Source organism: Streptomyces sp. NPDC031100 (assembly GCF_055570785.1).
In genome coordinates this window covers 684,756-709,936 of sequence record NZ_JBVIGN010000001.1, presented here as the reverse complement: position 1 = coordinate 709,936, position 25,181 = coordinate 684,756, and the positions used below count along the sequence as shown (strand labels likewise).

The 25,181-nt window shown below is 70.3% G+C and carries 23 protein-coding genes; 9 read left to right on the top strand and 14 right to left on the bottom strand.

The features are described from left to right. The first annotated feature begins 26 nt into the window (after positions 1-26). Both ACZ5DS_RS03300 and ACZ5DS_RS03295 read left to right on the top strand, forming a co-directional pair. A complete protein-coding gene (locus tag ACZ5DS_RS03300; RefSeq protein ID WP_468233413.1) occupies positions 27-854 on the top strand; it encodes a helix-turn-helix domain-containing protein in 828 nt (275 codons plus the stop codon). Then, complete coding sequence (locus ACZ5DS_RS03295; protein WP_468233411.1) at positions 835-1,092, top strand: DUF397 domain-containing protein; 258 nt, start codon at positions 835-837, stop codon at positions 1,090-1,092. The genes ACZ5DS_RS03300 and ACZ5DS_RS03295 overlap by 20 nt, the downstream gene beginning before the upstream one ends. On the opposite strand, the gene ACZ5DS_RS03290 is transcribed toward ACZ5DS_RS03295, so the two are convergent. After that, positions 1,076-2,245 (bottom strand): steroid 3-ketoacyl-CoA thiolase, encoded by a 1,170-nt coding sequence (locus ACZ5DS_RS03290; RefSeq protein ID WP_468233409.1) that lies wholly within the window; start codon positions 2,243-2,245, stop codon positions 1,076-1,078. The two genes, ACZ5DS_RS03295 and ACZ5DS_RS03290, sit on opposite strands and share 17 nt — an antisense overlap. 230 nt (positions 2,246-2,475) lie before the next feature. On the opposite strand from ACZ5DS_RS03290, the gene ACZ5DS_RS03285 reads away from it, so the two are divergent. Further along, positions 2,476-3,711 carry a cytochrome P450 gene (locus ACZ5DS_RS03285; RefSeq protein ID WP_468233407.1) on the top strand — a complete coding sequence of 412 codons (1,236 nt, stop codon included), beginning with the start codon at positions 2,476-2,478 and terminating at the stop codon, positions 3,709-3,711. Positions 3,712-3,829: 118 nt separating this feature from the next. Here ACZ5DS_RS03285 and ACZ5DS_RS03280 read toward each other — a convergent pair whose 3' ends face one another. The 8 genes from ACZ5DS_RS03280 to ACZ5DS_RS03245 all read right to left on the bottom strand — a co-directional run bounded on the left by ACZ5DS_RS03280 (position 3,830) and on the right by ACZ5DS_RS03245 (position 12,514). Then, complete coding sequence (locus tag ACZ5DS_RS03280; protein WP_468233881.1) at positions 3,830-4,471, bottom strand: YoaK family protein; 642 nt, start codon at positions 4,469-4,471, stop codon at positions 3,830-3,832. 151 nt (positions 4,472-4,622) lie between these two features. Continuing rightward, complete coding sequence (locus tag ACZ5DS_RS03275) at positions 4,623-5,036, bottom strand: lytic transglycosylase domain-containing protein (RefSeq protein WP_468233405.1); 414 nt, start codon at positions 5,034-5,036, stop codon at positions 4,623-4,625. A gap of 337 nt (positions 5,037-5,373) precedes the next feature. Continuing rightward, entirely contained in the window at positions 5,374-6,225 is an 852-nt protein-coding gene (locus ACZ5DS_RS03270; RefSeq protein WP_468233403.1) for an ECF transporter S component, read from the bottom strand. After that, a complete protein-coding gene (locus ACZ5DS_RS03265; RefSeq protein WP_468233401.1) occupies positions 6,222-8,099 on the bottom strand; it encodes an ABC transporter ATP-binding protein in 1,878 nt (625 codons plus the stop codon). The genes ACZ5DS_RS03270 and ACZ5DS_RS03265 overlap by 4 nt, the downstream gene beginning before the upstream one ends. Then, positions 8,096-9,220 (bottom strand): CbiQ family ECF transporter T component, encoded by a 1,125-nt coding sequence (locus tag ACZ5DS_RS03260; protein WP_468233399.1) that lies wholly within the window; start codon positions 9,218-9,220, stop codon positions 8,096-8,098. The genes ACZ5DS_RS03265 and ACZ5DS_RS03260 overlap by 4 nt, the downstream gene beginning before the upstream one ends. Next, on the bottom strand, positions 9,213-9,857 hold the full coding sequence (locus tag ACZ5DS_RS03255) for an SCO2322 family protein (protein ID WP_468233397.1): 645 nt from the start codon (positions 9,855-9,857) through the stop codon (positions 9,213-9,215). The genes ACZ5DS_RS03260 and ACZ5DS_RS03255 overlap by 8 nt, the downstream gene beginning before the upstream one ends. Then, positions 9,854-11,080 carry a prenyltransferase/squalene oxidase repeat-containing protein gene (locus ACZ5DS_RS03250; protein ID WP_468233395.1) on the bottom strand — a complete coding sequence of 409 codons (1,227 nt, stop codon included), beginning with the start codon at positions 11,078-11,080 and terminating at the stop codon, positions 9,854-9,856. Before ACZ5DS_RS03250 ends, ACZ5DS_RS03255 begins: the two co-directional genes overlap by 4 nt. 384 nt (positions 11,081-11,464) lie before the next feature. Next, positions 11,465-12,514, bottom strand: coding sequence for a hypothetical protein (locus tag ACZ5DS_RS03245; protein ID WP_468233393.1), 1,050 nt, complete (start codon positions 12,512-12,514; stop codon positions 11,465-11,467). 258 nt (positions 12,515-12,772) lie between these two features. Between ACZ5DS_RS03245 and ACZ5DS_RS03240 the strand changes: the two genes are divergently transcribed. The 4 genes from ACZ5DS_RS03240 to ACZ5DS_RS03225 all read left to right on the top strand — a co-directional run bounded on the left by ACZ5DS_RS03240 (position 12,773) and on the right by ACZ5DS_RS03225 (position 16,858). Then, a complete protein-coding gene (locus ACZ5DS_RS03240) occupies positions 12,773-13,402 on the top strand; it encodes a helix-turn-helix domain-containing protein (RefSeq protein ID WP_468233391.1) in 630 nt (209 codons plus the stop codon). A 102-nt stretch (positions 13,403-13,504) separates the two neighbouring features. After that, on the top strand, positions 13,505-14,104 hold the full coding sequence (locus tag ACZ5DS_RS03235) for a M48 family metalloprotease (RefSeq protein ID WP_468233389.1): 600 nt from the start codon (positions 13,505-13,507) through the stop codon (positions 14,102-14,104). Continuing rightward, complete coding sequence (locus tag ACZ5DS_RS03230) at positions 14,104-15,453, top strand: MAB_1171c family putative transporter (protein WP_468233878.1); 1,350 nt, start codon at positions 14,104-14,106, stop codon at positions 15,451-15,453. Before ACZ5DS_RS03235 ends, ACZ5DS_RS03230 begins: the two co-directional genes overlap by 1 nt. Beyond that, positions 15,446-16,858 (top strand): FAD-dependent oxidoreductase, encoded by a 1,413-nt coding sequence (locus ACZ5DS_RS03225; protein WP_468233387.1) that lies wholly within the window; start codon positions 15,446-15,448, stop codon positions 16,856-16,858. The genes ACZ5DS_RS03230 and ACZ5DS_RS03225 overlap by 8 nt, the downstream gene beginning before the upstream one ends. Here ACZ5DS_RS03225 and ACZ5DS_RS03220 read toward each other — a convergent pair. From ACZ5DS_RS03220 to ACZ5DS_RS03205, 4 genes are all read right to left on the bottom strand, one after another. Next, on the bottom strand, positions 16,851-17,297 hold the full coding sequence (locus tag ACZ5DS_RS03220; protein WP_468233385.1) for a nuclear transport factor 2 family protein: 447 nt from the start codon (positions 17,295-17,297) through the stop codon (positions 16,851-16,853). The genes ACZ5DS_RS03225 and ACZ5DS_RS03220 overlap by 8 nt on opposite strands. 62 nt (positions 17,298-17,359) lie before the next feature. Then, a complete protein-coding gene (locus tag ACZ5DS_RS03215; protein ID WP_468233383.1) occupies positions 17,360-18,394 on the bottom strand; it encodes an MBL fold metallo-hydrolase in 1,035 nt (344 codons plus the stop codon). A 749-nt stretch (positions 18,395-19,143) separates the two neighbouring features. Then, positions 19,144-20,214, bottom strand: a complete 1,071-nt coding sequence (locus ACZ5DS_RS03210) for an HNH endonuclease signature motif containing protein (RefSeq protein WP_468233381.1) — start codon at positions 20,212-20,214, stop codon at positions 19,144-19,146. Between the two features lie 227 nt (positions 20,215-20,441). Beyond that, on the bottom strand, positions 20,442-20,720 hold the full coding sequence (locus tag ACZ5DS_RS03205) for a hypothetical protein (RefSeq protein WP_468233379.1): 279 nt from the start codon (positions 20,718-20,720) through the stop codon (positions 20,442-20,444). 622 nt (positions 20,721-21,342) lie between these two features. Here ACZ5DS_RS03205 and ACZ5DS_RS03200 point away from each other — a divergent pair. Beyond that, on the top strand, positions 21,343-22,371 hold the full coding sequence (locus ACZ5DS_RS03200; protein WP_468233377.1) for a hypothetical protein: 1,029 nt from the start codon (positions 21,343-21,345) through the stop codon (positions 22,369-22,371). Positions 22,372-22,742: 371 nt separating this feature from the next. On the opposite strand, the gene ACZ5DS_RS03195 is transcribed toward ACZ5DS_RS03200, so the two are convergent. Beyond that, entirely contained in the window at positions 22,743-23,096 is a 354-nt protein-coding gene (locus ACZ5DS_RS03195; RefSeq protein WP_468233375.1) for a hypothetical protein, read from the bottom strand. Between the two features lie 354 nt (positions 23,097-23,450). On the opposite strand from ACZ5DS_RS03195, the gene ACZ5DS_RS03190 reads away from it, so the two are divergent. Then, entirely contained in the window at positions 23,451-25,016 is a 1,566-nt protein-coding gene (locus tag ACZ5DS_RS03190) for an ATP-binding protein (protein WP_468233372.1), read from the top strand. Positions 25,017-25,181: the final 165 nt, after the last annotated feature.

Sequence of the window (25,181 nt, the reverse complement as noted above, 5' to 3'; positions counted from 1 at the left end):
ACAACGGGTCCGAGAGGGGACTTGGCATGGTGAACATCAACACCCTCGACCCGAGCGCCTCACCGCTCGACTACTACGGCTTCGAGTTGCGTCGCTGTCGAGAAGCGGCGGGGCTCACGCAGAAGCAGCTCGGGGACATCATCAACTTCACCGCGTCGCTTGTTGGCCAAGTGGAGACGGCCCGGAAGCTGCCGACACTGGACTTCAGCGAGCGTACGGATGCGGCGCTGGGGACGGGCGGGTTACTGTCGCGGCTCCACCCGCTGGTGATGCGGAGTCAGCTTCCGGCGTGGTTCCAGCAGGTGGCTGAGCTGGAGGTGCGGGCGGCGGAGATCTGTACGTTTCAGACCCACGTGATCCACGGTTTGCTTCAGTCCCCGTCCTATGTACGTGCGGTGCTCGGAGTACTGGATCGGGACAAGTTGGAGGATCGCGCGGCCGTTCGGCTCGCTCGCCAGCGCATCTTCGAGAAGGAGCAGCCGCCGGTCTTCTGGACGGTCCTCAGTGAGGCCGCGCTGCATCAGGAGATCGGCGGCCACGAGGTCATGCGCGAGCAACTGGCCCACCTGTTGTCCCTTGAGGACGACCCCCGGATCAACGTGCAGATCCTGCCGTACTCGGTCGGGGAGCACCCTGGACTCCAAGGCTCGTTCACCGTCTTCCGCTTCGTCGGCGACCCGAGCATCGTCTACACGGAGGGCTACGGCAGCGGGCATACGACCGCCAACCCGGACACCGTCCAGGACTGCTCGCTCCGATACGATCATCTTCGAGCCGCCGCGCTCTCGGTCAAGGACTCGGCGGGGCTGATCCGACGGGTGATGGAGGACCGCTATGGGGAGCAAGTGGCGTAAGTCCAGCTACAGCAGCGACCAGGGCGGCGATTGCGTCGAGTGCGCGCCGCTCGGCCCGCTCGCATGGCGTAAGTCGTCGTACAGCGGTGACCAGGGCGGCGAGTGCGTAGAGATCGCCGACACTCCCTGCGCCACCATCGCCATCCGCGACTCCAAGACCCCGGCGGGACCGATCCTCACGATCGACCCCGCCACCTTCACCACCTTCGTGAACTGGGCCTCTACAGCCGCTGAATGATCGTCCCGGTAGCCAGCCCACCGCCCGCACACATCGTGATCAGCGCGAACTCCTTGTCCGCACGCTCCAGTTCGTGCAGGGCGGTGGTGATCAGGCGGGCTCCCGTCGCACCGACCGGGTGACCCAAGGCGATCCCACCACCATTCACGTTGACCTTCTCCAGGTCCTGCTCGAAGACCCGGGCCCAGCTCAACACCACCGAAGCAAAAGCCTCGTTGATCTCGACCAGATCGATGTCCTTCAACGACATCCCGGCCTTCCCCAGCACCGCGTTGGTCGCATCGATCGGCCCGTCCAGATGGAAGTGCGGGTCGGCGCCCACCAACGCCTGGGCGACGATCCGCGCCCGAGGCTTCAGCTTCAGGGCGCGAGCCATCCGCTTCGACGCCCACATGATCGCCGCCGCGCCGTCCGAAATCTGCGACGAGTTGCCCGCCGTGTGAACCGCCGTCGGCATCACCGGCTTCAGCCCGGCCAGTGCCTCCATCGACGTGTCCCGCAGCCCCTCGTCCTTGTCGACCAGCCGCCACATGCCCTGCCCGGCGTGCTGCTCCTCCTCCGTGGTCGGGACCTGTACGGCGAAGGTCTCCCGCTTGAAGCGCTCCTCGGCCCAGGCGTGGGCCGCCCGCTCCTGCGACAACAGCCCGAGCGCGTCCACGTTCTCCCTCGTCAGCCCGCGGTGCCGGGCGATGCGCTCGGCCGCTTCGAACTGGTTGGGCAGGTCGACGTTCCACTCGTCCGGGAAGGGCTTCCCGGGCCCGTGCTTGGAGCCGGAGCCCAGCGGGACCCGTGACATCGCCTCGACGCCGCAGCTGATCCCGACGTCGATCACGCCCGCGGCGACCATGTTGGCCACCATGTGCGAGGCCTGCTGCGAGGAGCCGCACTGGCAGTCGACGGTCGTCGCCGCCGTCTCGTACGGCAGCCCCATGGTCAGCCAGGCGGTGCGCGCGGGGTTCATGGACTGCTCGCCGGCATGGGTCACCGTGCCGCCGACGATCTGCTCGACCGCGTCGGCGGGGATGTTGGTGCGGCCGAGGAGTTCACGGTAGGTCTCGCCCAGGAGGTAGGCGGGGTGGAGATTGGCGAGCGCGCCGCCGCGCTTGCCGATCGGGGTGCGGACGGCTTCGACGATCACGGGTTCGGCGGCCATGGGTGCGGGTCCTCTCCGAGAGGGCTCTCCTCCAGAACTAGAACGCGTACTAGTTCTGGGTGCAGTCTGCTGACACCGTGTCCACTGCCGCAAGGGTCGTGCAGCCTCGGAAGTCGTGATCTGCACGAATTTCCCACGCAATTGGGGTGGCCGGATGTCTTGCGACTTGTAGAACCCGTTACTACGTTCACCGCACCCGCTGATGAGCCGTCAGATGGCTGGAGTCGCCGATGCACTGCCCCGCGCTGCCCGACGGGTTCGACTTCACCGACCCCGACCTGCTGCACCACCGTGTGCCCCTCCCGGAGTTCGCCGAGCTGCGCCGCACCGAGCCCGTCCGCTGGATCCCGCAGCCGCACGGCCTGGCGGGCTTCGCCGACGACGGCTACTGGGCCGTGACCCGGCACGCGGACGTCAAGCACGTCTCCACGCACCCGGAACTCTTCTCCTCGACCCTCAACACCGCGATCATCCGCTTCAACGAGCACATCGAACGCGACGCGATCGACGCCCAGCGGCTGATCCTGCTGAACATGGACCCGCCCGAGCACACCCGGGTCCGGCAGATCGTGCAGCGCGGTTTCACGCCACGGTCGATACGCGCCCTGGAGGACCGGCTGCGGGCCCGCGCCCGCGCGATAGTCGAGGCGGCCCGCGACCGCTCCGGACCCTTCGACTTCGTCACCGAGGTCGCCTGCGAACTGCCCTTGCAGGCCATCGCCGAGCTGATCGGCGTACCGCAGGAGGACCGGTCCAAGATCTTCGACTGGTCCAACAAGATGATCGCCTACGACGACCCCGAGTACGCGATCACCGAGGAGGTCGGCGCGCAGTCGGCCACCGAGATCATCGCCTACGCGATGAACATGGCCGCCGAGCGCAAGCAGTGCCCGGCCCACGACATCGTGACGACGCTGGTGGCGGCGGAGGACGAGGGCAACCTGAACTCCGACGAGTTCGGCTTCTTCGTGCTGATGCTGGCGGTGGCGGGCAACGAGACGACCCGCAACGCCATCACGCACGGCATGCACGCCTTCCTCACCCACCCCGAGCAGTGGGACCTGTTCAAGCGCGAGCGCCCGGCGACGACGGCCGAGGAGATCGTCCGCTGGGCGACCCCGGTCAACGCCTTCCAGCGCACGGCCACCCAGGACACGGAACTCGGCGGCGTGCAGATCAGGAAGGGCGACCGGGTGGGCCTCTTCTACGCCTCCGCCAACCACGACCCCGAGGTCTTCGCGTCCCCCGACGCCTTCGACATCACCCGCGACCCCAACCCCCACCTCGGCTTCGGCGGCGGAGGCCCGCACTTCTGTCTGGGCAAGTCCCTGGCGGTCCTGGAGATCGACCTGATCTTCCACGCCATCGCCGACGCCATGCCGTCCCTCCGCCTGGTCGGCGACCCGCGCCGGCTGCGCTCGGCCTGGATCAACGGCGTCAAGGAACTCCAGGTCGGCACGGACTGACCCACCGATCGGGGCCGACGGCTCCCGGCGCCGCCGGCCCACCCCGAGGGAGGCAGGAACACCCCGTCCCTATGCCCGGTTCCTGCCTCCCCCGAGGCCTGCGGCGGGCACCGGGGCCTCACTCACGCCCCGAGGCCACGACCGCCAGCACCCCCGAGACCACCGCCGCGAGGAGCAGCGGCAGGGCAAGGCCGTGATGGAGAACCAGCCAGGCGCCCACGCAGGCGCCCGCGAGCATGGCGATCACCGCGGCCGTACGGCGGGGGGAGCGGAGAGCCGTGCCGTCGCCCAGCCGGGACTCGGCGGCCAGGCCGGTCAGGGTCATCGTCAGGACCGTGGTCGTCAGATCGGGAATGCGCAGCTTGCGGACCGTCGCGTTGCGCAGGCCCATCGCGAAGGCGGTGAGGGCGATGAGGCTGTAGCGGGTGCCGGTCGTGCCCGGCCAGGCGAAGGCGACCGCGGCCGAGGCGCCGACCAGGAGTGCTTCCGCCGTCAGGGTCAGCCGGGCCCACCTACGACGCGACCCCCCGCCGAAGCGGGCCGCCACCCGGCCGCCCGCCACCGCGCCCAGCAGGAAGCAGACCAGGGAGGTCGCGGTGTGCGGCACGGAGAAGTCGGGGGCGCCGGCCGCGGCGAAGCCGAGCACCACCACGTTGCCGGTCATGTTGGCCGTGAAGACCCGGCCCAGACCCAGATAGCTCACCGCGTCGATCAGGCCGCTGACCACGGTCAGGGAGAGGAGTACGGCCACCAGCCGCATCCCCCGTGCCTCCGGGTCGTCCGGCGTCGTGTCGTCCGGCTTCGTATCGGCGTTCACCGGCCCAGTTCAGCACGGGGCGGTGCACAAACGCCGAAGGCGGCGGCCCCCAGGATCGGGGACCGCCGCTTTCGCGTGCGTGCTGCGGCTGCTCTTAGTACCAGCCGTTGGCCTGCCAGAAGCTCCAGGCCTGAACCGGGCTGCCGTAGCGGGAGTTCATGTAGTCCAGACCCCACTTGATCTGGGTGGCCGGGTTGGTCTTCCAGTCGGCACCGGCCGAGGCCATCTTGGCGGCCGGCAGGGCCTGGACCAGGCCGTAGGCGCCGGAGGAGCTGTTGGTGGCGGACGGGTTCCAGCCACTCTCGTGCTCGACGATCTTGCTGAAGGCGTTGAACTGCGCGGCGTCCGGGATCATCTTGTGCGCGATCGCCTGGGCGGAGGAGGCCTCGGTGGTGGCGGCCTGGGCGGGCGCCGCGGTCAGAGCCATACCGGCGGTGGCGGCGGCCAGAGCGGCGGCGGTGAGGGCCTTCTTCGGGGAAGCGATGCGGCGGATGAAGGAGACGGACACGGAGAACCTCTTGCGTCGGGGACATTGGGCCGCCCGTATGTCCGAACCACGCTTCATGCGTTGGCCCCATACGTCGGCACCGCGACCCGTTCGGGCTCGTGGTGCCTGGCGACGTCCACAACAGAAGCAGGCTCGGGACGGGTCCGCAATGACCCCTTTTACTAGTTGTGGCCGGATCGGCGGCAAAGGTCGTTTGTGTGGCGTGCGTCTCAATGTGCAGGTCAGAAGGGGTGCATGAGGGGATGTATCGGACATTCGACTCAACTATCCGGCCTCGTAGGTGACCTGCGTCATGTGGGGTGCTTCACCGGGGAGCTGACAGAGCGGATACGGCCCCTCACGCAGCGGGTGCGTCGAATGTGACCGCGGTCTCGAAAGCGGCACGGCGGGTGGCCCGGCGCAGGGCCCGCAGCAGCGTCCGGCCGAGGACGAGGGTCAGGACGACCGTGCACAGGGCCCGGCCCAGGTCCCAGCCGAGGGAGGTGGCCAGGCAGTAGGCGACGAACCGGGCCAGGTTGGCGGGGACCGCCGCGTCCGGGTCGAAGGCGATGTTCGAGGTCAGGGTGCCCATGAAGGGCCAGCCGGCCAGATTCATGATCGTGCCGTAGGCGAAGGCCGCGAGGAATCCGTACCCGGCCAGCAGAAGCAGCTCGCCCCGGCCGCGCAGCCGGGCCCTGCCCGGGAGGAGCCCGGCGCCCATGGTGAACCAGCCCATCGCCAGCATCTGGAACGGCATCCACGGGCCGACCCCGCCCGTGAGCAGCGCGGACGCGAACATCGTCACCGAGCCGAGCACGTACCCGAAGCCGGGGCCGAGCACCCGCCCGCTGAGCACCAGCAGAAAGAACATGGGCTCGATCCCGGCCGTGCCCGCGCCGATCGGGCGCAGCGCCGCCCCGGTCGCGGCCAGTACGCCCAGCATGGCGACGGCCTTGGGGCCGAGACCGGACTCGGAGATCGTCGCCGCCACGACCGCGACCAGCAGGATCAGCAGGCCCGCGAACAGCCAGGGCGCGTCCTCGGCGTGCGCGCCGATCCCGGAGGCGGGCGGGGCGAGGAAGGGCCAGAAGAAGGCGACCACACCGACCGCGCTGACCAGGACCAGAGCGGCCAGGGAGCGGGGGCCCAGCGGGACGGCGCGGGTCCGGGTCTGCGAGGAGGCGGTCATGCCGGGGCCTTCGGGAGTCATGCGCGGGCCTCCCGGGCTTCGAGGGCCGTGCGGACTTCGGTCACGGTCAGCCACGGCTGTGGGGCGAGGATCTTGGTGACCTGCGGGGCGAAGGACGGGGAGGAGACCACGATCTCCGCCGTCGGTCCGTCGGCGATCACCTCGCCGTCGGCGAGCAGCACCACCCGGTGCGCGATCTCGGCCGCCAGCTCCACGTCGTGCGTGGCCAGCACGATCGCGTGCCCCTCGGCGGCCAGCGCGCGCAGCACGGTGACCAGGCGGGCCTTGGCCGCGTAGTCCAGACCGCGGGTCGGCTCGTCCAGCAGGAGCAGGGGCGGCCGGGCGGTCAGCACGACCGCCAGGGCGAGCGCCAGACGCTGGCCCTCGGAGAGATCACGGGGGTGCGTGTCGTCCGTGATGTCCGGCAGCAGCTCGGACACCAGGGCCCGGCAGGTGCCGGGCGCCGCACCCGCGTCCCGGTCGGCGGCCGTGCACTCGGCGGCCACCGTGTCGGCGTACAGCAGATCGCGCGGCTCCTGTGGGACGAGACCGACCCGGCGCACGAGGTCCCGGGGTCCCGTGCGATGCGGTACGGCGCCGCCGACCCGGACGGTACCGGCGGTGGGCTCCACCAGCCCCACCAGCGAGCCGAGCAGCGTGGACTTCCCGGCGCCGTTGCGCCCCATCAGCGCGACCGTCTCGCCGGGGGCCACGGTCAGGTCGACGTGCCGCAGCGCCGTGATCCGGCCCCGGCGGACGGCCAGCGAGCGGACCTCGGCGATCTGCGGGGGAGCGATGGGGCCGGGGGCGGCGCCTGCGCTTCGGCGGAAGAGGCGGCGCCGGGGGGACGGCAGGGGGGTGTGGGGGGCTCCGGGGGCTCCGGGGGCGGCGGCGGGCTGCTGCGGTCGGGCTCCGGCGGCGGGCGCGGGCCGGGTCGGACGCCGCCCCTCGGTGGCGGGTGTCGGCCCACTCCGAGAACCCTCGGTGGCGGGTGCCGACCCATTCCGAGAACCCTCGGCAGCGGGTGCCGGCTGGCCCGGCAGCGACCTGGCGGGCGGTGCCGGACGGGACTGCTCGGCCTGGGTCAGGCGTTCCCGCAGCTCACCGGCGCGGCGGCGGGCGTCCCGGACCGTCAGGGGCAGCGGGGACCAGCCCGCCAGCCGGCCCAGGTCCACCACCGGCGGACACACCGGCGAGACGGCCATCACCTCGGCCGGATCGCCGTACAGCGGGGCGGCGCCCGGGGCGGGCAGCAGGACGACCCGGTCGGCGTACTGGACCACGCGTTCCAGGCGGTGCTCGGCCAGCAGGACCGTCGTACCGAGGTCGTGGACCAGACGCTGCAGCACGGCCAGGACCTCCTCCGCGGCGGCCGGGTCGAGCGCCGAGGTCGGCTCGTCGAGGACCAGCACCTGCGGGTGCGGAGTGAGGACCGAGCCGATCGCCACCCGCTGCTGCTGCCCGCCGGAGAGCGTGGCGATCGGGCGGTCACGCAGGTCGGCCAGGCCCAGCAGATCCAGGGTCTCCTCGACCCGGCGCCGCATCACCTCGGGGGCGAGGCCCAACGACTCCATGCCGTAGGCGAGTTCGTCCTCCACCGTGTCCGTCACGAAGTGGGCGAGCGGATCCTGCCCCACCGTGCCGACCACGTCCGCGAGTTCGCGCGGCTTGTGCGTACGGGTGTCCCGGCCGGCCACCGTGACCCGGCCGCGCAGGGTGCCGCCGGTGAAGTGCGGGACCAGCCCGCCGACCGCGCCGAGCACGGTCGACTTGCCGACCCCGGACGGGCCGACGAGCAGCACGAGTTCACCCTCGGGCACCTCGAAGTCCACACCCTGGACGGCCGGTTCGGCCGCGTCCTCGTACATGACGCTGACCTCCTCGAAGCGGATCACGACGACTCCTTGGGGGCCTGAGGATCTTTGCCGGAGTCCTGGGGAAGGACGAAGGCGGGCAGCAGCCCGAGCAGGACGGCCGCGGCCGGCCAGAGCGGGAGGGCGGGGGCGACCAGGGGTACGACTCCGGGGTGCAGCGCGTCGGGATCGCGCACGGACGCGAGCGCGAGCAGCGCGGCGACGGCGGCACCCGAGCCCGCGACCAGCCACGCGTGCACACCCCACGGCTCGGGGCGGTACCGGGTGCGCGGGGTGCGGCGGCCGCCCAGGTGCAGGCCCGCGAGCGCGGCGACGACCCCGGCCCCGAGCACCGGCAGCCCGTACGTGCCGCCCTCCGCGGTGAGCAGGCCGTACGTTCCCGCGCACACGCCCAGCAGCCCGCCGAGGGTGAGCGCGGCCGTCGTACGGCGCACCCGGGCCGGGACGTCGGCGATGCGGCCGTAGCCGCGGGCGTCCATCGCGGCGGCGAGGGCGACCGAACGCTCCAACGCACCCTCCAGGACCGGCAGTCCGACCTGGAGCAGACCCCGTACCCCCCGGTCCGGGCGGCCGCGCAGCCGGCGGGCGGCACGCAGGCGCCGGCCGTCGGCGATGAGATGGGGCGCGAAGGTGAGCGCGACGACGACGGCCACGCCCGCCTCGTACAGCGCACCGGGCAGGGACTTGAGCAGCCGCGCCGGGCTGGCCAGCGCGTTGGCCGCACCGACACAGACGAGGAGAGCGGCCAGCTTCAGGCCGTTGTACCCGGCGAACAGCAGCGCTTCCGCGGTCACCCGACCGCCGAGCCGGATGCCCTGCGCCCAGTGGGGGAGGGGGACTTCGGGGAGGGTGAACAGGACGTGCGTGCCCGGGATCGGGGAGCCGAGGACGACCGTGAAGGCGAGACGGATGAGCAGAACGGCACCGGCGAGTTGGGCGAAGGCGGCGTAGGAACGGGCCCAGGGGGCGGCGGAGCGGTGGGTGGCCACGACATAGCCCGCTGTGGCCATGAGGAGGGCGAGGAGGAGGGGGTTGGTGGTGCGGGTGGCGGCGGTACCGAGGCCGAGGCTCCAGAGCCACCAGGCACCGGGGTGTAGGTGTACTGCACGACTGCCCGCGGCTGCTGTCCGTCGGTCAGTCACGTCGGCGCCGTCGTGCCTGCCAAGCTGCTGATGCGCCGAGCAGGAGAACCACACCCGCCCCCGCCAGCAGCCCCAACGAGGGACCGCCGTCCGACCCCTTCTTCTCCTGCTTCTCCTGCTTCTCCTGCGCGGCAGCGCCCACCTGCTCCCCGCACCCCTTCTGGGGATACCCGGCGATCGCGCACAGCAGGGCGTTGGTGTCGTAGCGGAGGGGCTTGGCCGTCGCGGCCAGGGCCTCGGCCGTCGTCGCGTCGGGGGAGACGCGGGCGCAGGCCGTGCGGCGGTCGGGCGGGGTCTCGCCGGACGGGGCGTCCGTGGAGGTGCCGAAGTCGATGACGAGCGCCACCCGCTTCGTACCGGGCTTCGCGGGCGTCGCCGCGCAGATCGTCGCGAAGTCCGCCGTGCCACGCGGCCGGCTCGCGTCCGCGGAGTCCTCGCTCACCGCGAAGCGGAAGCCCTGGACGGCACCGTCGTCGGGACGCGCCGTCGACGGGCCCTCGGTGGCGTACGACCAGTGGCCGCCGTCCCGCTCCCAGAACGACCAGTAGCGGTAACCGGCGGCATGCGCCTGGGCGGCACCGGTGAGGACGACGAGCGCGGCGGCGAGCAGGGCCGCGGCACGGCGGACGGCGGTCACGGCTGCTGCTTCTTCCGGCGGCCGCTGAGCAGGAAGCCGATGCCGATGCCGGCGACGAGGCCGACGCCGACGATCCACCAGACGCGGGTGCTCGAGCCCTGCTCGATGGTGGGGTCGGGTGCCACGCGGGCGGCGGCCTGCGGGGCCGGGCCGGACGCGTTGAGCGCCCGCACCAGGTCCGTGCCGCCGAAGTCCCGCGGCTGCGCGCCGATCGCGTGCGCGGCGAGGATCAGCTGGGCGTAGGCGGCCGGGCCGCTCTGCTGCGCCCACTTCGTGGCGTTCTTCTCCAGCCAGGCGTACGGCTTCTTCGCCTGCGCAGCCCGGCCGTCCGCCGCGAGCGCGACGACCGTGTCCGCGGTGTTGCCGTAGTCGGGCTGGTCCTCGGCGCCGGGCAGGGTGGACATGAGGTGGCCGGTCCTGGACACGGAGGCGGCGAGGTAGGCGGCGGCGTTGTCCGCCACCTGCGCCGGGGTGGGCTTGGCCGAGGCGGTGCAGGCCTGGTCACCGGAGTGGGCCTTGCCCGGCTTCGTCACGAACCCCTTGCCGAGCGCGCCCAGCACCCCGGCCGCCGTCGCGTCCGCGTTGGCGGCCAACCTGCCCTTCTTGCCCGGCTGGTAGGCGAGTGCGCCGCCGCCGTCCTCGGAGCAGGGGATGGACCACTGGGACAGCGCCTCGTACGGCGTCTTGCCCTCGGTGCGGAGCTGGGCGGGGTGCTCGCCGGCCGCCGACAGGGCGCCGATGACGACGGAGGTGGAGTTGGCGTCGCTCCGATTGCCCGGGTAGTAGCCCCAGCCGCCGTCCTTGTTCTGCATCATCTTCAGCCAGGTCACCGCCTTGCGGACCTCGCCGTCGTGCTCGCCGAGCGCGTTCAGGGCCTGGACGGCGACGGCCGTGCTGTTGGTGTCGACCTTGGCGCCGTCCTTGCCCTCGCAGGACTTGGCCGGGTCGGCCCGGAACGCGGCGAAGCTGCCGTTGTCGCACTGCTGCCCGACCAGCCAGTCGATGGCCGAGCCGGCGGGACGGTAGCCGAGCGTGCGCTGGGCGAGCAGGGCGAGCGACTGGCGCCAGACACCGTCGTACGCCGGGTCGGCCTTGCCGAACAGCCCGGACGGGACCGTCACCTTGGGGGACGCGGACGGAGACGGGTCGGCGGCCTGGGCGGGCGCGGCGGCGGCCAGCACGCCTATCGCGGCGAGAGCCGCGGCGCTGCGGCGGACGTTCATGGTCGGCGACTGCCTCTCCTGCGGGGAACCGGCAGCGCACGGGAACCCCGGGCGGCTCGGCTCCGTAAACCTCGACGGTGCCGTGCACGGCGGGCCGCCGTACACGCGAGCCGGTCACGTCCCGTGCGGGGCAGTCCGGCTCACCGTCGGGTGAGAACGGCTCACGGATGGGGGTGCCCCCGGCTCGAGCGAAGCCGAGAGTTGAGGGAGGGCCGGCGCCGGAATTGCGCCGGCTTTCCCCCGTACGGGCGTGGTGACGACCCCGCCACTTTACCGGCCGCCGTGCGCAGGCCGAGGGGTGGCTGTGGGCACACGGGGGCGGTGACCGGGGTCACCGCTGACCGGGGCGCTGCCGACCGGGAGTTGACCCGGACGTCCGTCTGCCTATGCCGCGTGCGGGTGGAAGGCCGTCGGTGTCACGGTCGCGGTCAGGTGGTGGGCCATGCGGCGCAGGGTGAGTTGGCAGTCCGTCGGGTTCTCGCCCTCCGCCACCCAGTGCGCGAGCCGGTCGGTCCGGTCCGCGTGGGCGGCCGCCGTGACGTGGTCGCCGGGCCGCCGGGTGAGGACCATGCGTTCGGCGGACGGTTCGGACGCGGCGCCGGGGGCCAGGTCCAGGTGGGTGAGACTGCCGGTCGTGGCCGGGTAGGCGAACTGGATCGCGGCCGCCCGCTGCCGGGTCGGGGCCACGTCCGGGAGCCGGCCGCAGGCCAGCGCGGCGGCGGCCTGCGCGAGGTCGACGCCGGTGGCCCGCTCGACCAGCAGCGGGATCAGGTCGCCGGGCAGGTGCGGCACCACGTCCGTGACGCGGGGGCCGCGGGAGGTGAGGCGCAGGCCGATGTGTACGGCGGCGTGCGTGAGGCCGAGCGCGCGCACGGTCCGCTCCACCGTGTGCCGGAGGAAGGGGTTGTGCAGCAGCCCGTCGTGGGCGTGCACGGAGTGCCGCAGCGGCTGCCGGGCGGGCGGCGGGCCCAAGGCCGTACGGGTGAGTGCGGCGATGCGGACCTCGTCGTCCAGGACGACGGTCTCCGCCGAGACCAGCGGCCCCTCGGGGTCCTCCCGGTCGGCCGGCGGGATCCTGTGGCGGGCGAGCAGCGTCCGTAGCGCGACCGGGTCGGTGCAGGCCGCGGCCGTCTCGTACGGGATGCCGGGTAATCGCAGCCGGGCCGCGACGAGCGCGGCGGCGACCAGGTGCTCCCTCGTCCAGGTCAGTACGCCGCGGATCCCGTGCCGTGCCGCGTGGTGCGCCACGGCCTCGGCGGTGGCGGCCTCCTGCCCCGGGTCGGCCGCGATGTGGCCGGACAGATACGGGCGCGCCCAGGCGGGCGGAGCCGGGTCGACCAGCACCACCGGGTGGACCGCGGCGATCCGCGCCAACAGGTCCTCGCCGTACGCGGCCGGGCTTCCGGCCCCGAGGAGAAGCAGGGACTGCGGCATCGGAGCCTCACCTTCGCGGGGAGAGACCGACAAAGGCAGACAGAGAGACGCCCCCGATGCTGCTCCCCCATAGGCAGCACCCGGGGCGGGTCGATCTTGCTCTCTGTGCCTCGATCCTCACCCACCGCACCCCCAACTGTCAACGATTGCTGCCTATTTCAGCAGTCGGCGTTGTCACGTCTGGTCGGCACACGGGCGACCCGGTAGCCTCGCGTCAACTCCAGCACCGAACGCACGACACGCCCAGGGGGGACCTCGGTGAGTGACGCCTACGCCCCGCTGGCCGACGTACTGGACCGGCTCGGGGAGCTGACCGGCCGACGCGGCCGGCTGCCGGAGGCCCTGGACGTGACCGGCCTCTCCTACCGCACCGGCATCCCCGTCGGTGTCGTCGTCGAGCTGCTCTCGGGCGGCCGGGCGCCGGAGGTGTGTCTCGCCCAACGGGTGCGGCAGCGGCTCGACTTCATCCGCGAGACCCGGCGTCGGCCCGACGGCAAGCGGTACTCGCTGGACGAGCTGGCCAGGATCGCCGGAACCAGCCGGCAGTGGTTGAGCGAGTGGCGCAAGAGCGGTATGCCGAGCCTCGAACACACCGACCGGCTGCGCAGGTTCTTCGGTCTGCCCGCGGGTTTCTTCACCGCGGACGAACAGGAGGCGCTGAACGAGGCGTTGCAGCCGGTGCTGCAGAGTCTCGAGGCGGAGGCCGACCCGCTGCTGCGGCTGCGGGAGAGCGGTCTGGTACGACTGGCCGCGCGCGCCCCGCAGATGAACGCCCGTCAGCTGGCCACCCTCGCGGACCTGGCAGAGATGATCATCACCTCGGAGCGGGCGGGGAGCCCGGAGGGCGTACAGAGTTCCGCGGGCCCGAAGGGCGTGGGGCGTGCCTGATCAGGTTCTGGCCGTAAACGATCGTTCCGCGCACGGGAGAGTGCAGTTCCAGCCCTTCTGGATCTATGGTCGCCGCACGCCCGCCGAGCGCAAGGACGACGCATGAGCCGCGACAGTTCGCCGAAGTCCCGCAGACCGACGAGATCACCGAAGCGGTTCCTCGACCGGCTCGTCCGCGACACGGCCCGGACGCTGACCCCGCCCACCGAGCCGAAGGCCTTCCTGCACGCGGTCTGCGCCACGCTCAGCCCGCAGCTCGACCGGCCGGTCCGCCTGAAGTTCGTCGCCTTCCCGCCGGGCCTGGACGTCTCCGGGGTCACCTTCGCGATGGACGAGGAGTACATCGTCGTGGTCGAGGACCGGGCGCCGGACGAGCACAAGTTCGTCATCGCGGGGCACGAGATCGGCCACATCCACTACCAGACGCTGGATGTGCACTACCCGGCCGGCATGCCCGCCGCCGCGCGCCGGCTGCTGTCCCAGGCGGAGGAGGACATCCCCTGGGACCAGGTGGTCGCCATGGCCACCCGGTCGCCCGCCGCCGCGGCGGCCGAGGCGGAGTGGGAGGCCGAGGAGTGCGGGCTGCGGCTGGCGGCGAAGTTCTCCAAGGTCGTCGGCCCGGGCGCGGCGGCCGGCCGTACGACCCAGGACACGCTCACCGGCCGGCTGTCGTCCTCGCTGGGCAACATCGGCGGGCCGTGATGCGCTGGGACCTGGCGGGTTCCTTCACCGCCTACGCCGTCCCGGCCGTGCTGCTCGCGGTGGCCTTCGTGATCAAGCTGCCGCTGCTGCGGCGGGCCTGGCAGGACCCGATCCTCAGGGCCACCGCGCTGCTGCTCGGCATCGGCGCGATCGTCTTCGCCTCGCTGCCGCCGGGCAACCTGCACCGCATCAACGAGATCGCCGGTGTCCCCAACTTCGCAGGCCTCTTGGTCTATTCACTCCTCACCGTCTACTGCGGCGCCTGCCTCTGGCTGATCATCACCTGGCGCGAGCCCCCGTCGGCGGTCCGCCGCCGGCGCACCCGTACGGTCTGGATGGTCTACTCCACCATCATCCTCGGCCTGTGGACGACCTTCCTGCTCGGCGACCACCACGTGGAGCGGCTGCGGGACCTCGACACCTACTACGCCAACACGCCCTGGATGCGCGAGTTCGCCCTGCTCTACCTGGTCGGGCACATGGTCTCCGCGGTGGTCGCGGCGGGCATCCTGTGGGCCTGGTTCAAGGAGGTCGAGAACACCTGGCTGCGCCGGGCCGTGGTCCTCCTCCAGGTCGCCTACGCACTCGGGCTCATCTTCGACATCGCCAAGCTCGCCGCGATCGGCGCCCGCTGGAGCGGCCGTGACTGGGACTGGCTGTCGACGTACGTCGCGCCGCCGTTCGCCATCGCCGAGGCGGGTCTGGTCGCCGTGGGCTTCATCGCCGGGCAGGCCGGCCCGGTCGTGGAGGAGCGCCGTCGGCTGGTCCGCGCCCACCGGCGCCTCAAGCCCCTGTGGCAGGCCATGCTGACCGTCACGGCCCCGTCCGCGCCGGCGACCGGCCGGGTCAGCGGCGCCGCGCTCCGCCTCGAACTGCGCCGGGCCGCCATCAACGACGGCCTCCTCAAACTCGCCCCCCACCTCAGCCCCGCCCGCCGCACCCGAACCCACCACTCGGCAACAGCGGCCGGCTACCCCGACTCCGTCGCACGGGGCATCGCGGGCGCGGTGGACATCCTGCTCGCATCGGAGGCACTGCGCTCGGCCGGTGAGGGGGAGGGGGTGCCCTCGCCGGGACATCCGGCGCCTGCGCCTGACCCTGTGCCTGTGCCTGACCCCGTGCCTGTGTCCGGGTCAGTGTCTGTGTCCGGGGCAGTGTCTGTGTCCGGGTCGGTGTCTGCGTCCGCCCTCGCGCCCGCGTCTGTCGGGACCCCCGTGCCCGCGCCTCCCGCCGATGTCCCCGACAGCGAGCTGGAGTGCATCGCGCAGGCCCTGCGTCTGCACTCGTCGGTTGTCGAAACGTTCCGCCGGGAGGCGGTCGCCACAGAAGGTCACACCTCATATGCCTGACATACGCACCGCCCGCCGGACCGCGATCGTCATCGGCGGCGGTATGGCCGGCATGCTCGCCGCCTCCGTGCTCGCGCGCCGCTTCGACGAGGTCACGATCGTGGAGGCCGACCGGCTGCCGGCGGGCCCCGAGCCGCGCAAGGGGCTGCCCCAGGCCCGCCACGCCCACCTGCTGTGGTCCGGTGGCGTGGCCGCGCTGGAGGAGCTGCTGCCGGGCGTCACCGGGGAGCTGGTCGGCAAGGGGGCCGGGCTGATCGGAGTGATGAGGGACCTGGTGAGCAAGGCGCCCTCGGGCCAGTGGTTCCGGCGGTTCGCGGACTCCCGGCACCACATGATCGTATGCAGCCGGGACCTGCTGGACGCGGTGATCCGGGCCGACGTCCTCGCCCGGCCCCGCATCACGCTGCTCGACGGTACGAGGGTGGCGGGCCTCGCGGGGGAGAAGGACCGGGTGACCGGCATCCGCGTACCGCACGAGCCGGACGGCGAACCAGCCACCCTCCACGCCGACTTGGTGATCGACGCGAGCGGCCGCGGATCCCAGGCGCACACCTGGCTGAGGGAGCTGGGCCACGCCCCGGTGGAGGAGCGGTTGGTCGACGCGGGCGTCGTCTACGCCAGCCGCATCTATGCTGCCCCCGGCGATACGACAGCACAGCGCTACCCGGTCGTGAACGTCCAGGCCGACCCGCGGGAGGCGCCCGGCCGGGGCGGAATCGTCGCACCGATCGAGGGCGACCGCTGGCTGGTCACGCTCTCGGGCACCCGCGGCGGCCAACCCACCGCCGACCCGGACGAGTTCGAGCACTTCGCGCTCACCGGCCTCAAGGACCCGGTCATCGGCCACCTCATCACCCAGGCCAAACCGCTCACCGACCCGGTCACCACGCGCAGCACGGCCAACCGCCGCCGCTACTACGAGAGAGCCGAGACCTGGCCGGACGGCTTCGCGGTCCTCGGGGACGCCGTCGCCGGCTACAACCCGGTCTACGGCCACGGCCTCTCCGTCGCCGCACAGAGCGTACGGACACTCGGCCGGGTCCTCGACCGCCACGGCCCCCTCGCCCGCGGCACCGCGCGCCGCATCCAGCGCGCGGTGGCGAGGCCGGTCGGCAACGCCTGGAACCTGGCGGTGGGCCAGGACGCGTACTACCCCGGCGCCGCGCCTCAGCAGCCGACCGCCGTCGAGCGGCTGCTCACCGCGTACGTCGACAAGGCGGTCGCCGCCGGTTCCGAGAACCCGCGTGCCCTGCGCGGCCTGCTGGACGTGATGAGCCTGAAGACCCCGGCGGCCCGTCTCTTCGCCCCCGACATGCTGTGGAGCATCTGCTGCGGCCCCCGCAAGGGGCCGCTGTCCGGGCCGCCGCTGAGCGAGGGGGAACGGGCGGCGGCGGGGCTCAGCTGACCTTCGGCGTCGGACCCGCGAACGCCAGGTACAGGACCCGGCTCTCCAGCAGCCATCGCCCGTCGACGCGGCGGAACGCGTCCTCGTAGTGTCCGACCTGGACGGGCGGTCCCGCGGGGGCGAGGTCGTCGCCCCGGTGGCCGTCGACGCGGTACGTCGAGAAGTACGAGGTGGCGGTGGCAGTGTCCGGGGACGTCACGGTGACGAGGATGTTGGACATCAGGCGGCGCGAGAGCCGGTCGGCGGGGCGGGAGCCGAAGTAGGCGCGCAGCGCATCCCGGCCCTTGATCAGGCGCTCGCCCTCCGGCCACTCCCAGCCGGCGTCCTCGGTGAACAGCTCGGCCACGGAGGACGGTTCACCGAGGTCGAGCCGGTGGACGAAGTCCAGGATCAGGCGCTCACAGGCGCGTTCCGCGAGGAGTTGCTCCAAAGGATCCATGATCCTTTTTAGCAGTTCCGTAGCAGTCCCGTAGCAGTCCCGCTCTCCATGCGGCGATCCCTTTACACCGCCGCCACGTACGCCACCGGCTCGCTCCCCGGCACCGGTTCCGCCCGCCCCAGTTTCACCAGGCGGCGCAGATGGGCCTCGGCCTCCGACACCGCGATGTTCCTCGACCCGTACGGGATGTCGGGCCAGGGACGGTTCCACTCCATGCGCTCGGCCAGCTGCCAGGGGGTGAGCGGCTCGGAGAGGAGAGCGAGCAGGCCGACGAGACGCTCCTCGTGGTGGGCGAGCAACTGCCGTACCCGGCTGGGCGCATCGGCGAAGGCGTGCTGATGGGCCGGGAGCACCTCGGCCGGGGTGAGGCGGCCCACCCGCTCCAGGGAGTCGAGGTAGTCGCCGAGGGGGTCGGTGACGGTGGCGTCGTCGGGATCCTCGTACAGGCCGATGTGCGGCGTGATCCGGGGCAGGACGTGATCACCGCTGAACAGGCGCCCATGGCCCGGCAATGGACCCGGATGCGCCTCCTCCAGATGCAGGCAGACATGGCCGGGCGTGTGGCCGGGGGTCCAGATCGCGCGCAGCCGGCGGCCGGGCAGGTCGAGGAGTTCGCCGGGGACGATCTCGCGGTCCGGCAGCGCGGGCGCGAGTCCGGGAACGGTACGGCGGTGCCCCCGCGCGGCCCGCAGCGGAGCGACGTGCGCCTCCGGTGCCCCCGCAGCCGTCAACTTGTCGGCCATGTACGCGTACCAGCGCTCCGGACGTGTCTCCCGCGCCCTGCGCACGATGGCCGCGTCGGCCGCATGCATCGCCACCCACGCCCCGGAGGCCTCGCGCACCTGCCCCGACAGCCCGTGATGGTCCGGATGATGATGGGTGATCACCACCCCGTGCACCTCCGCGACGGACGTCCCGCAGGCCGCGAGCCCGTCCGTCAGGGCCGTCCAGGACGCAGGATCGTCCCATCCGGTGTCCACCAGCACCGGACCCGCATCGGTGTCCACGACGTACACCAGCGTGTACCCCAGGGGGTTGTCAGGTATGGGGACCCGGACCGACCGCACGCCCCCGCCGTGATCGAACGTCCTCGTCATCCGTCCTCCACCCCCGCCGTCCGCTCCCCGCGGCCCTTGCTTACTATAGCCAGAACTGACTAGGCGTCAGATAGCGCGGGGGCGGCCGGCGAGGGCAACGCCCCCCACTGGCGGCCCACGTGCCCATTGCCCCCTATAACTAGAACTGGTTTCAGTGGGTGCTCAAGTCGACTGATGTTGGCGTGCGTTGAGCTGACCTGGGCTGATGTCTCCGTTGCCCCTCGTCGCTTGTCGATGTTGGTCACTGCCGGACGGCCCAGGGACGGCCCAGCCCTCAAAGCAGTCGGCTACACAGCACCTGCGCCGGCGCTTAAAAGATGCGGGCACGCCCTGGCGGGTCGGCCAGGTCGTCCTATGCCGGCACCGTGCCGGGCCGCTGGGTGCCGCTGCCGTCCGCCGTCGTTGCCGTCAGCACTGCCGTCACCGCCGTCGGCGGCACCGTTGTGTGACCACCGCATTAGGACTTCGATCCGGACACGCCTCGACTGCGGCAGGCGCTTGGTGGGACGGCCGGCCGGAGTCGCTGGCGTACGCCCTCGTCCGGTGTTGTTGATGTCAGCCGTGGATGTCAGAAGCGTTCTGATCCGTAGCTTTTGCCGGTCGTCAGAGACGATAGTGTCCCACCAAGTGGTGTAACGGCGATCTCCGCATAGCCCCTGGTCATGGGACGGCCACCGGACCAGAACGGCCTGTTGTGTCCCTTCTGGGCGCTCTTTCGGTGAAGTGGCAGCCGTGGCAGGCCGGTGCGGCTAGCACAACAGCCACGCCGCGTGTTTGTCCCGGGCTGCCTGGGCGAGGACTCCGCGGAGTGCTTCCCTTGTCCGGCCGCGCGTCTTGACGGCGTGACAGTTCGGGCAGAGGGCGACCATCTGTGAGGGGTGGTCACGGCCTCCAGCGGCGATCTCTTCTACGTGGTCGACTTCGAGGATCGGCCGCCCGTCGTCGGTCACGTCGTCCGGCTGTCCGGGACACCTGGGGTTCTCGCACCGGCCGTCGCATCTGATGAGGACGGCTTCGCGGGCTTGCGAGATGCGCACCGGGCGGGAGTTGGTACCGCTGGAGCGCTTTCCTCTTGTGGCAGCTTCACGGCGCTCGGCTGCCTCAACGAGTCTGCGGTACTCAGTGCCCCGGTTCGGATGCGGCGCCGAATCCGCGCGGGGCGGGGGTACGTCAGGCACGCGGGCAAGCCGCTCGCATCGCGCGTGCCGAGGTGAGCCGATGGGGACTCCGCCCTTGCCGCAGACCGGGCACGGCTTGTCGCTCGCGACCGGCAGGTCCCTTCGAGCCGCCGGAACGGTCGGTGATGTGTGTGCGGCTCCCTCTCTCGGGAGCCATGCAAGTGTCTGGGGTAGATCGGGGGCGGGTTCGTCTGGCCGGGCTCGCGCCTCCATCTCTGCGCGGGCCGCGAGTTGGGCCCGGTAGACCTCGTCCAGTGCGCCCCGTACGCGGCGGGGCTTCTTCTTCGGCTGCTTCTGCGGCTTGCTGGTGAGAGGCGGGGCCTGGGCCTTGGGCTGCTTTTGCTTCCGAGGCTTCTGCCCTTTCCCGCCCTCCGCCTGGGGCCTCCTGTTGATCCGGATGAGGTCCCGTCGCATTTCGCGGGTGACCAGCCTGCGCTTCGGCAGGCGTTCACCTTCAGGCGATGCGGCTGCGTCGCTCTTGCGGCTTCTGGCCTTCTCCCTGGCCTTGTTCAGGGCTTGACGGCGCACTTCGGCCTGCTCTGCTATGCGGGCGGCATCGCTTGCCCTTCGCGCTTCGACCTCTTCGGGGGAGAGTCTGGCTGCGCGGGCCAGGGCTTCGGCGATTCTCTTGCTCGACGCCATATCACCTTCCTTTCGTGCCTCACCTGGTGTCGCACCAGGCCCGCCTGAGTGGTCTCGACTACGAGCGAAGCGTTCCAACCATCCGGGCCCGCGCGGCGCTGCCGCGTTCGGTGGCGATGCCCCTCACCTCCTCTCATGCGGGCGGGATGTGGTGTGTGGCCTCTATGTAGTTCTCAAGTATCAGCGCCTCGGGATGGGTCATGTCCCCCTGTGGTGGTGCAACCGCGTCAGGGGGGTGTCTCCTCCGGGGTGCGGGCTGCGACTGTCATCGACAGCCGGTCGACCACGTCCTTGGGGCTTAGCTCGGCATGCGCGAGACGGCCCGTGAGGCTTACGAGGAGCCAGCGGCCGGCTGCCTCCTCGTCAGGGAGGGGTACCCCGCATTCGTGCAGGGCTTGGACGTACAGTTCACGGATCTCGGTCTCGTCGCTCCTGCGCGGCAGGCCGGCCAGTTCGCGCAGGGCGGGGGAATCACGCCCCTCGACGAGTGCATGAGCAGCAAGCATCGGGAGCTCCTCGGGTGGGAGTATCTCCGCCACATACTGCCAAGCGCTGTGCTGCAACCGGTCCATGCACTCATCGTGAGAGCAACGCGACTTCCTAGCACCCTGATTGCCGTTTTGGCCTCGGGTTCCTTACGGAGCGACCTCTTCGTCCCGAAGTAACTTAGCTGGGCGGTCTGCCTTGGGCTGGTGTGCCCCTGACCTGCGTTGAGGGTCCGCGGGCGTCCGCGCTCGTCCGCCGTTGTGCGTCGGCGTTGTCACGCAGTTAGACACTCACTCCTCCCCTTCGGGGAGTGCCTGGCTCACCAGCAGCCCGTTGATCTTCCGGCGTACTGAGAGGTTGGGTCGTTGGGGTGGCCTCGCTCGTGGCCGTCAGCGCGCGACCACACGAGCAGAACCAGCAGCGCGAGAAACTCGTTACGCCCTTGGCCCACTTCATGGCCTCCTCATCGCGGAGCTACTCCTTGCGTAGTGCCCGACGACAGGACCAGCAGGGCAGGCAAGGTAGTCAGCAGCGGATGTCCGAAAGCCCCAACGTTGATCACCTTTACCGATGCGGCCGTGACCTGTGCGCGGGGGAACCGGCCCGCACACCGCAGCGTCGGTTACGAATGTGACTGAAGTGATGCCCACCCTGCCCGCGGACCACAGCGAACTGATCTCCGACCTTTCCGGGATCGTAAGTGACTACCCTTACGTGGACCCGGAACTGACCCTCGCTGTCCTTGCCGGTGACGCGGCGGAGACGCTCGGCCGTAACGGCACTCCGGAAGGACGCCGGGAGCGGACCGGGTACACGATCCTGCTGTATGCCACCTGCTGGTATGTCTCGGCACGCATCTTCAGCAAGTCGCTGTTCGCGTCGTACACGGAGGTCCTGGACGGGTTCCGCGCCACGCTTGACCCGGCGTCCTGTGCCTGCCCGGCCGGAGTCCACCCTGCGGATCTGGACTCGGAGTACGGTGTCGAGGCCGGGGCGAGCATGCTGACCGAGGCTGGCCGCGCCGTATTCGCCGAGGACTACGGTCTCAACGACGAGGAGCTGGCTGCCTTCGACTGCGAGGGGTTCCTCGCCGGCCTTGCCGACCAGGCCGCCGCCCGCATACGCGAGGCACACCAGGAGATCTTCGGCGGCATCGACGTTTCCCACCTCGGCGCGCAGTTCATCCGCGACGACGGCGGCATCGACGTCGTCGCCATGCAGGAGGCGATCCGGCGTACCTGGGAGGACAACACCGGCCCGGTCGCCTTGTGGTCCGCCCGCCGCTGGCTGTCCGAGCAGGTGCGGGACGAGGAACGGCTCGGCCTGTTCCTGTGCATGTGGATGGGCATCGCCCAGACGTACGAAGGGCTGCCGCCCTCGTATGCCCGCGATCTGGCCGCAGCCCTCGACACCATTGACCTGGACGTCTCCTGCGAGCACCCTCGTCACCCCTGGTCCGCCGCCGAGGCTACCGTGCAGTCCCGGTACCGCGCGGTGGTCCACCTGTACGCGCCCGAGGACCACCCGGACACCCCCGTACCCGCCGAGCTCTCGGCCCGCGAGCTGTGGGACTGCCCGGCGCAGTACGCCGAGCTGGCACGCAGCGCACTGGTGAACCTCGAGAGCTGGCGTCACATGCGCGGCGGCGAGGATGAGGACTGGGAAGACTGAGCGGTTCCGGTGCACTACCTCCATCTGGACGCCATGGGCCGCGTCTGCTCAACCGTGTGTGGGGCGACGTAAAGTTCTCGCACCGCACGATCGGCGTAAAGCTGCCTAAAGCCTCCATCGTCCTGTTCCCGGGATGTTCTCATCGAGCACACAAAGGGCCCTCCGTAGTGTCCACGGAGGGCCCTTATGGCCTCTGACCGGGTGTTTCTCGTGCCCCCGGCAGGATTCGAACCTGCGACACCCGCTTTAAGGAGTTCGATCCGCAGCGTGCAAGCCTCTGGCGCCTCAAGCGCGTAAGGGCCGTGAATGGTTCCCCCTGGGTGCCCGCGTCTGCTGGCGTTGATGTCAGACGTGGATGTCAGCTAGCTGCGCTACCAACGTCCGCCGAACAGCGGTTGCAGGGTGGCCGCTATGCCTGATGTGATCGCCAGGATGCCGCCCATGCTGGCGAGCGTGGTAGTCGAGTTCTGAAACAGTTCTTGCCGGAGCCGTGCCCAGCGGGCGCTCCAGAAGATCATCTTGAGCTTCTGCCACTTGTGTTGGCGAAGGTGGCAACCCATGAGAGCTCCGTGACTGTTGTTGCGGCACGACCCGCCCCGACCCTCCGCTCCGCACCAGACGGGCACGTTGAAGAAGAAGTAGAAGGCGCTGACCCCGGACAGGACCAGGAGTACCGCCGGCCCGAAGTCGAACGTCAACCAGCCAGCGACCAGCACCGCAAACACGATCCAACCCCAATATTTCCCGAATCCCCTCATGCGCGTTCATGATTCGGTGTCGCCAGGACGGAGGGGGCGGCGCGGTGGGGGCGCACGGTTGCAAGCCGGTGCGCTGCGCGAACTCCGCTGTGCCGCCGGCTTCAGTAGCCGGTCTGATCAGCCCTTCCGCTGACCAGCGGAACAGAAGAAGCCCACGGCTCTGACCAGCTCAGACGCCGTAGGTTTCTGTCGTTGTCGGTCGGCGTCGGCTGACCTCGGACGGCCCGGGTGGATCGTCTACGAACTTCGCGCTTTGGTGGGCGAAAGGCTGTATGCGTCACCTAGCCTGGCCCTCACAACTTGTGACGCTGGGGGGCGACCTTGCTGCACCGTGAAAACCTACAGTCCTTCAAGGCGGCCCTGTCGGCCGCGCTGCGGACGACCAACCAGGCCGACGACGCCTTGAGTGATCGCTTTGTAGAGCTTCGTCCGGGCACGGTGGCCACGCTTGAGTCAGCTGTCAACCACCTCGTCACAGGTCGTCGAGGTGTCGGTAAGTCCACCACGCTCGCTGTCCTTCAGCGGCGGGCAGAAGAGCGCGGCGCCCGGGTCATCTTCGTAGACGTGGAGACTCATAAGTCTCGCTCTTACCCCGACGTCCTCATTGAGATCATCATCGACATCCTTCAGGCGATCGAGCCCAAGGGATGGAAGAGGCCTCAACGGCAACTTCGCCGTGAGGTCAAGGAACTGCTCGCGGTTCTTGGTGCTCTCCGTGATGCCGGCGCCGAGGTCACGCAGAGCGTGGAGAGCGACGACACGCGGACAAGCGACCTCAAGGTCAGTCTGCAGGGCGGCATAGCCAGGCAGTACGCGAAGCTGAGCGCGTCGGCCGGAGGGTCACGATCTAAGCGGACAAAGACATCGGAGACCTCCACGCAAACGCGCCGCAAGGAGGAATTCCTTCGTGATCTTGCCCCGGCTATTGCGCAGGTTCTGGAAAGTGCGGCTAACCTCGACGGGCGTAAGTCCCTCCTTGTTGTCCTCGATGACTTTTACTTCATCGCCAAAGATAAGCAGCCGCTGGTTTTGGATCACCTTCATGGGGTTACAAAGCGGAGTAATGTCTGGTTGAAGATTGGCAGTGTTCACTCGAGGACCCAGTCGTTCGCTGATGGAGATCCGCCGCTCGGCATGCAGCCGCCTCATGATCTCCAGCACCTCTCTCTTGACGTCGGCCTTGCGGACTTCGCGACGGCGCAGACCTTTCTCGAAGAGGTTGCAAACGGCGTACTCACTCCTGCGGGATTTAAGATTCGGGAAGTCCTCACGCAAACTGCGCGTGAGCGGGCTGTGTTGGTCGCCGGTGGTGCGGTTGCTCGGGACTATTTCGACCTCCTAATTGCGGCAGCGGACGCCGGATGGGAATCGTCTCAGCGGGGTGGAGGAAGCGACGAACCGTTCGCCATTGGTGCGGAGAACATCCAAGCGGCAGCGGGCCTGCGCCTTCAGCGCAAGCAGACCGACCTCCGTAATGACGCAGGGCGCGATGCCCCGGCTCTTGAATCTCGATTCGACGACCTGGTGAGGTTCGTCAGAGATCGCGAAACTTTCTTCTTCCTTGTGCGCCGTGAGCACATGGATACAGACTGGGGTCGGGAAATTGTAGAACTTGAAGACTTGCGGTTTGTTCACCGAATTATGACCACGAGGCCGAACACTGCAACGTGGCGAGGCGTGGAGACGGTCGTCTTTATGGTCGACTTCGCCGCCCTGGTTTCGAGGCGCATGCGCAAGGCTCCCGTGGAGTTCTGGAAAGCCGGGAAATCTGATGAGCTGAGGCGCGCAGAATGGGTTTACGAGCCAAACTGGGCCGAGACTCCTACAAAAGGCAAGAAGAGTCGGGGAGTTGCGGCCTCGGAGGATTTGGAGTTGCCTTTCGAGTAGCTCTCTGCCCCGTTGCTGGCATCAGGAGTACTCACTTAGGTCGGTGGAGCGGCTTTGGGTTGGAGCTGATTTGGCGCGAGTGATCATGGCCCCGTAAGCTTCCGGCGCGTCGGGCAGTCTGTGACCTGCCCGGTAAAGTACGACGTTGGGGCCATGATCTTCGAG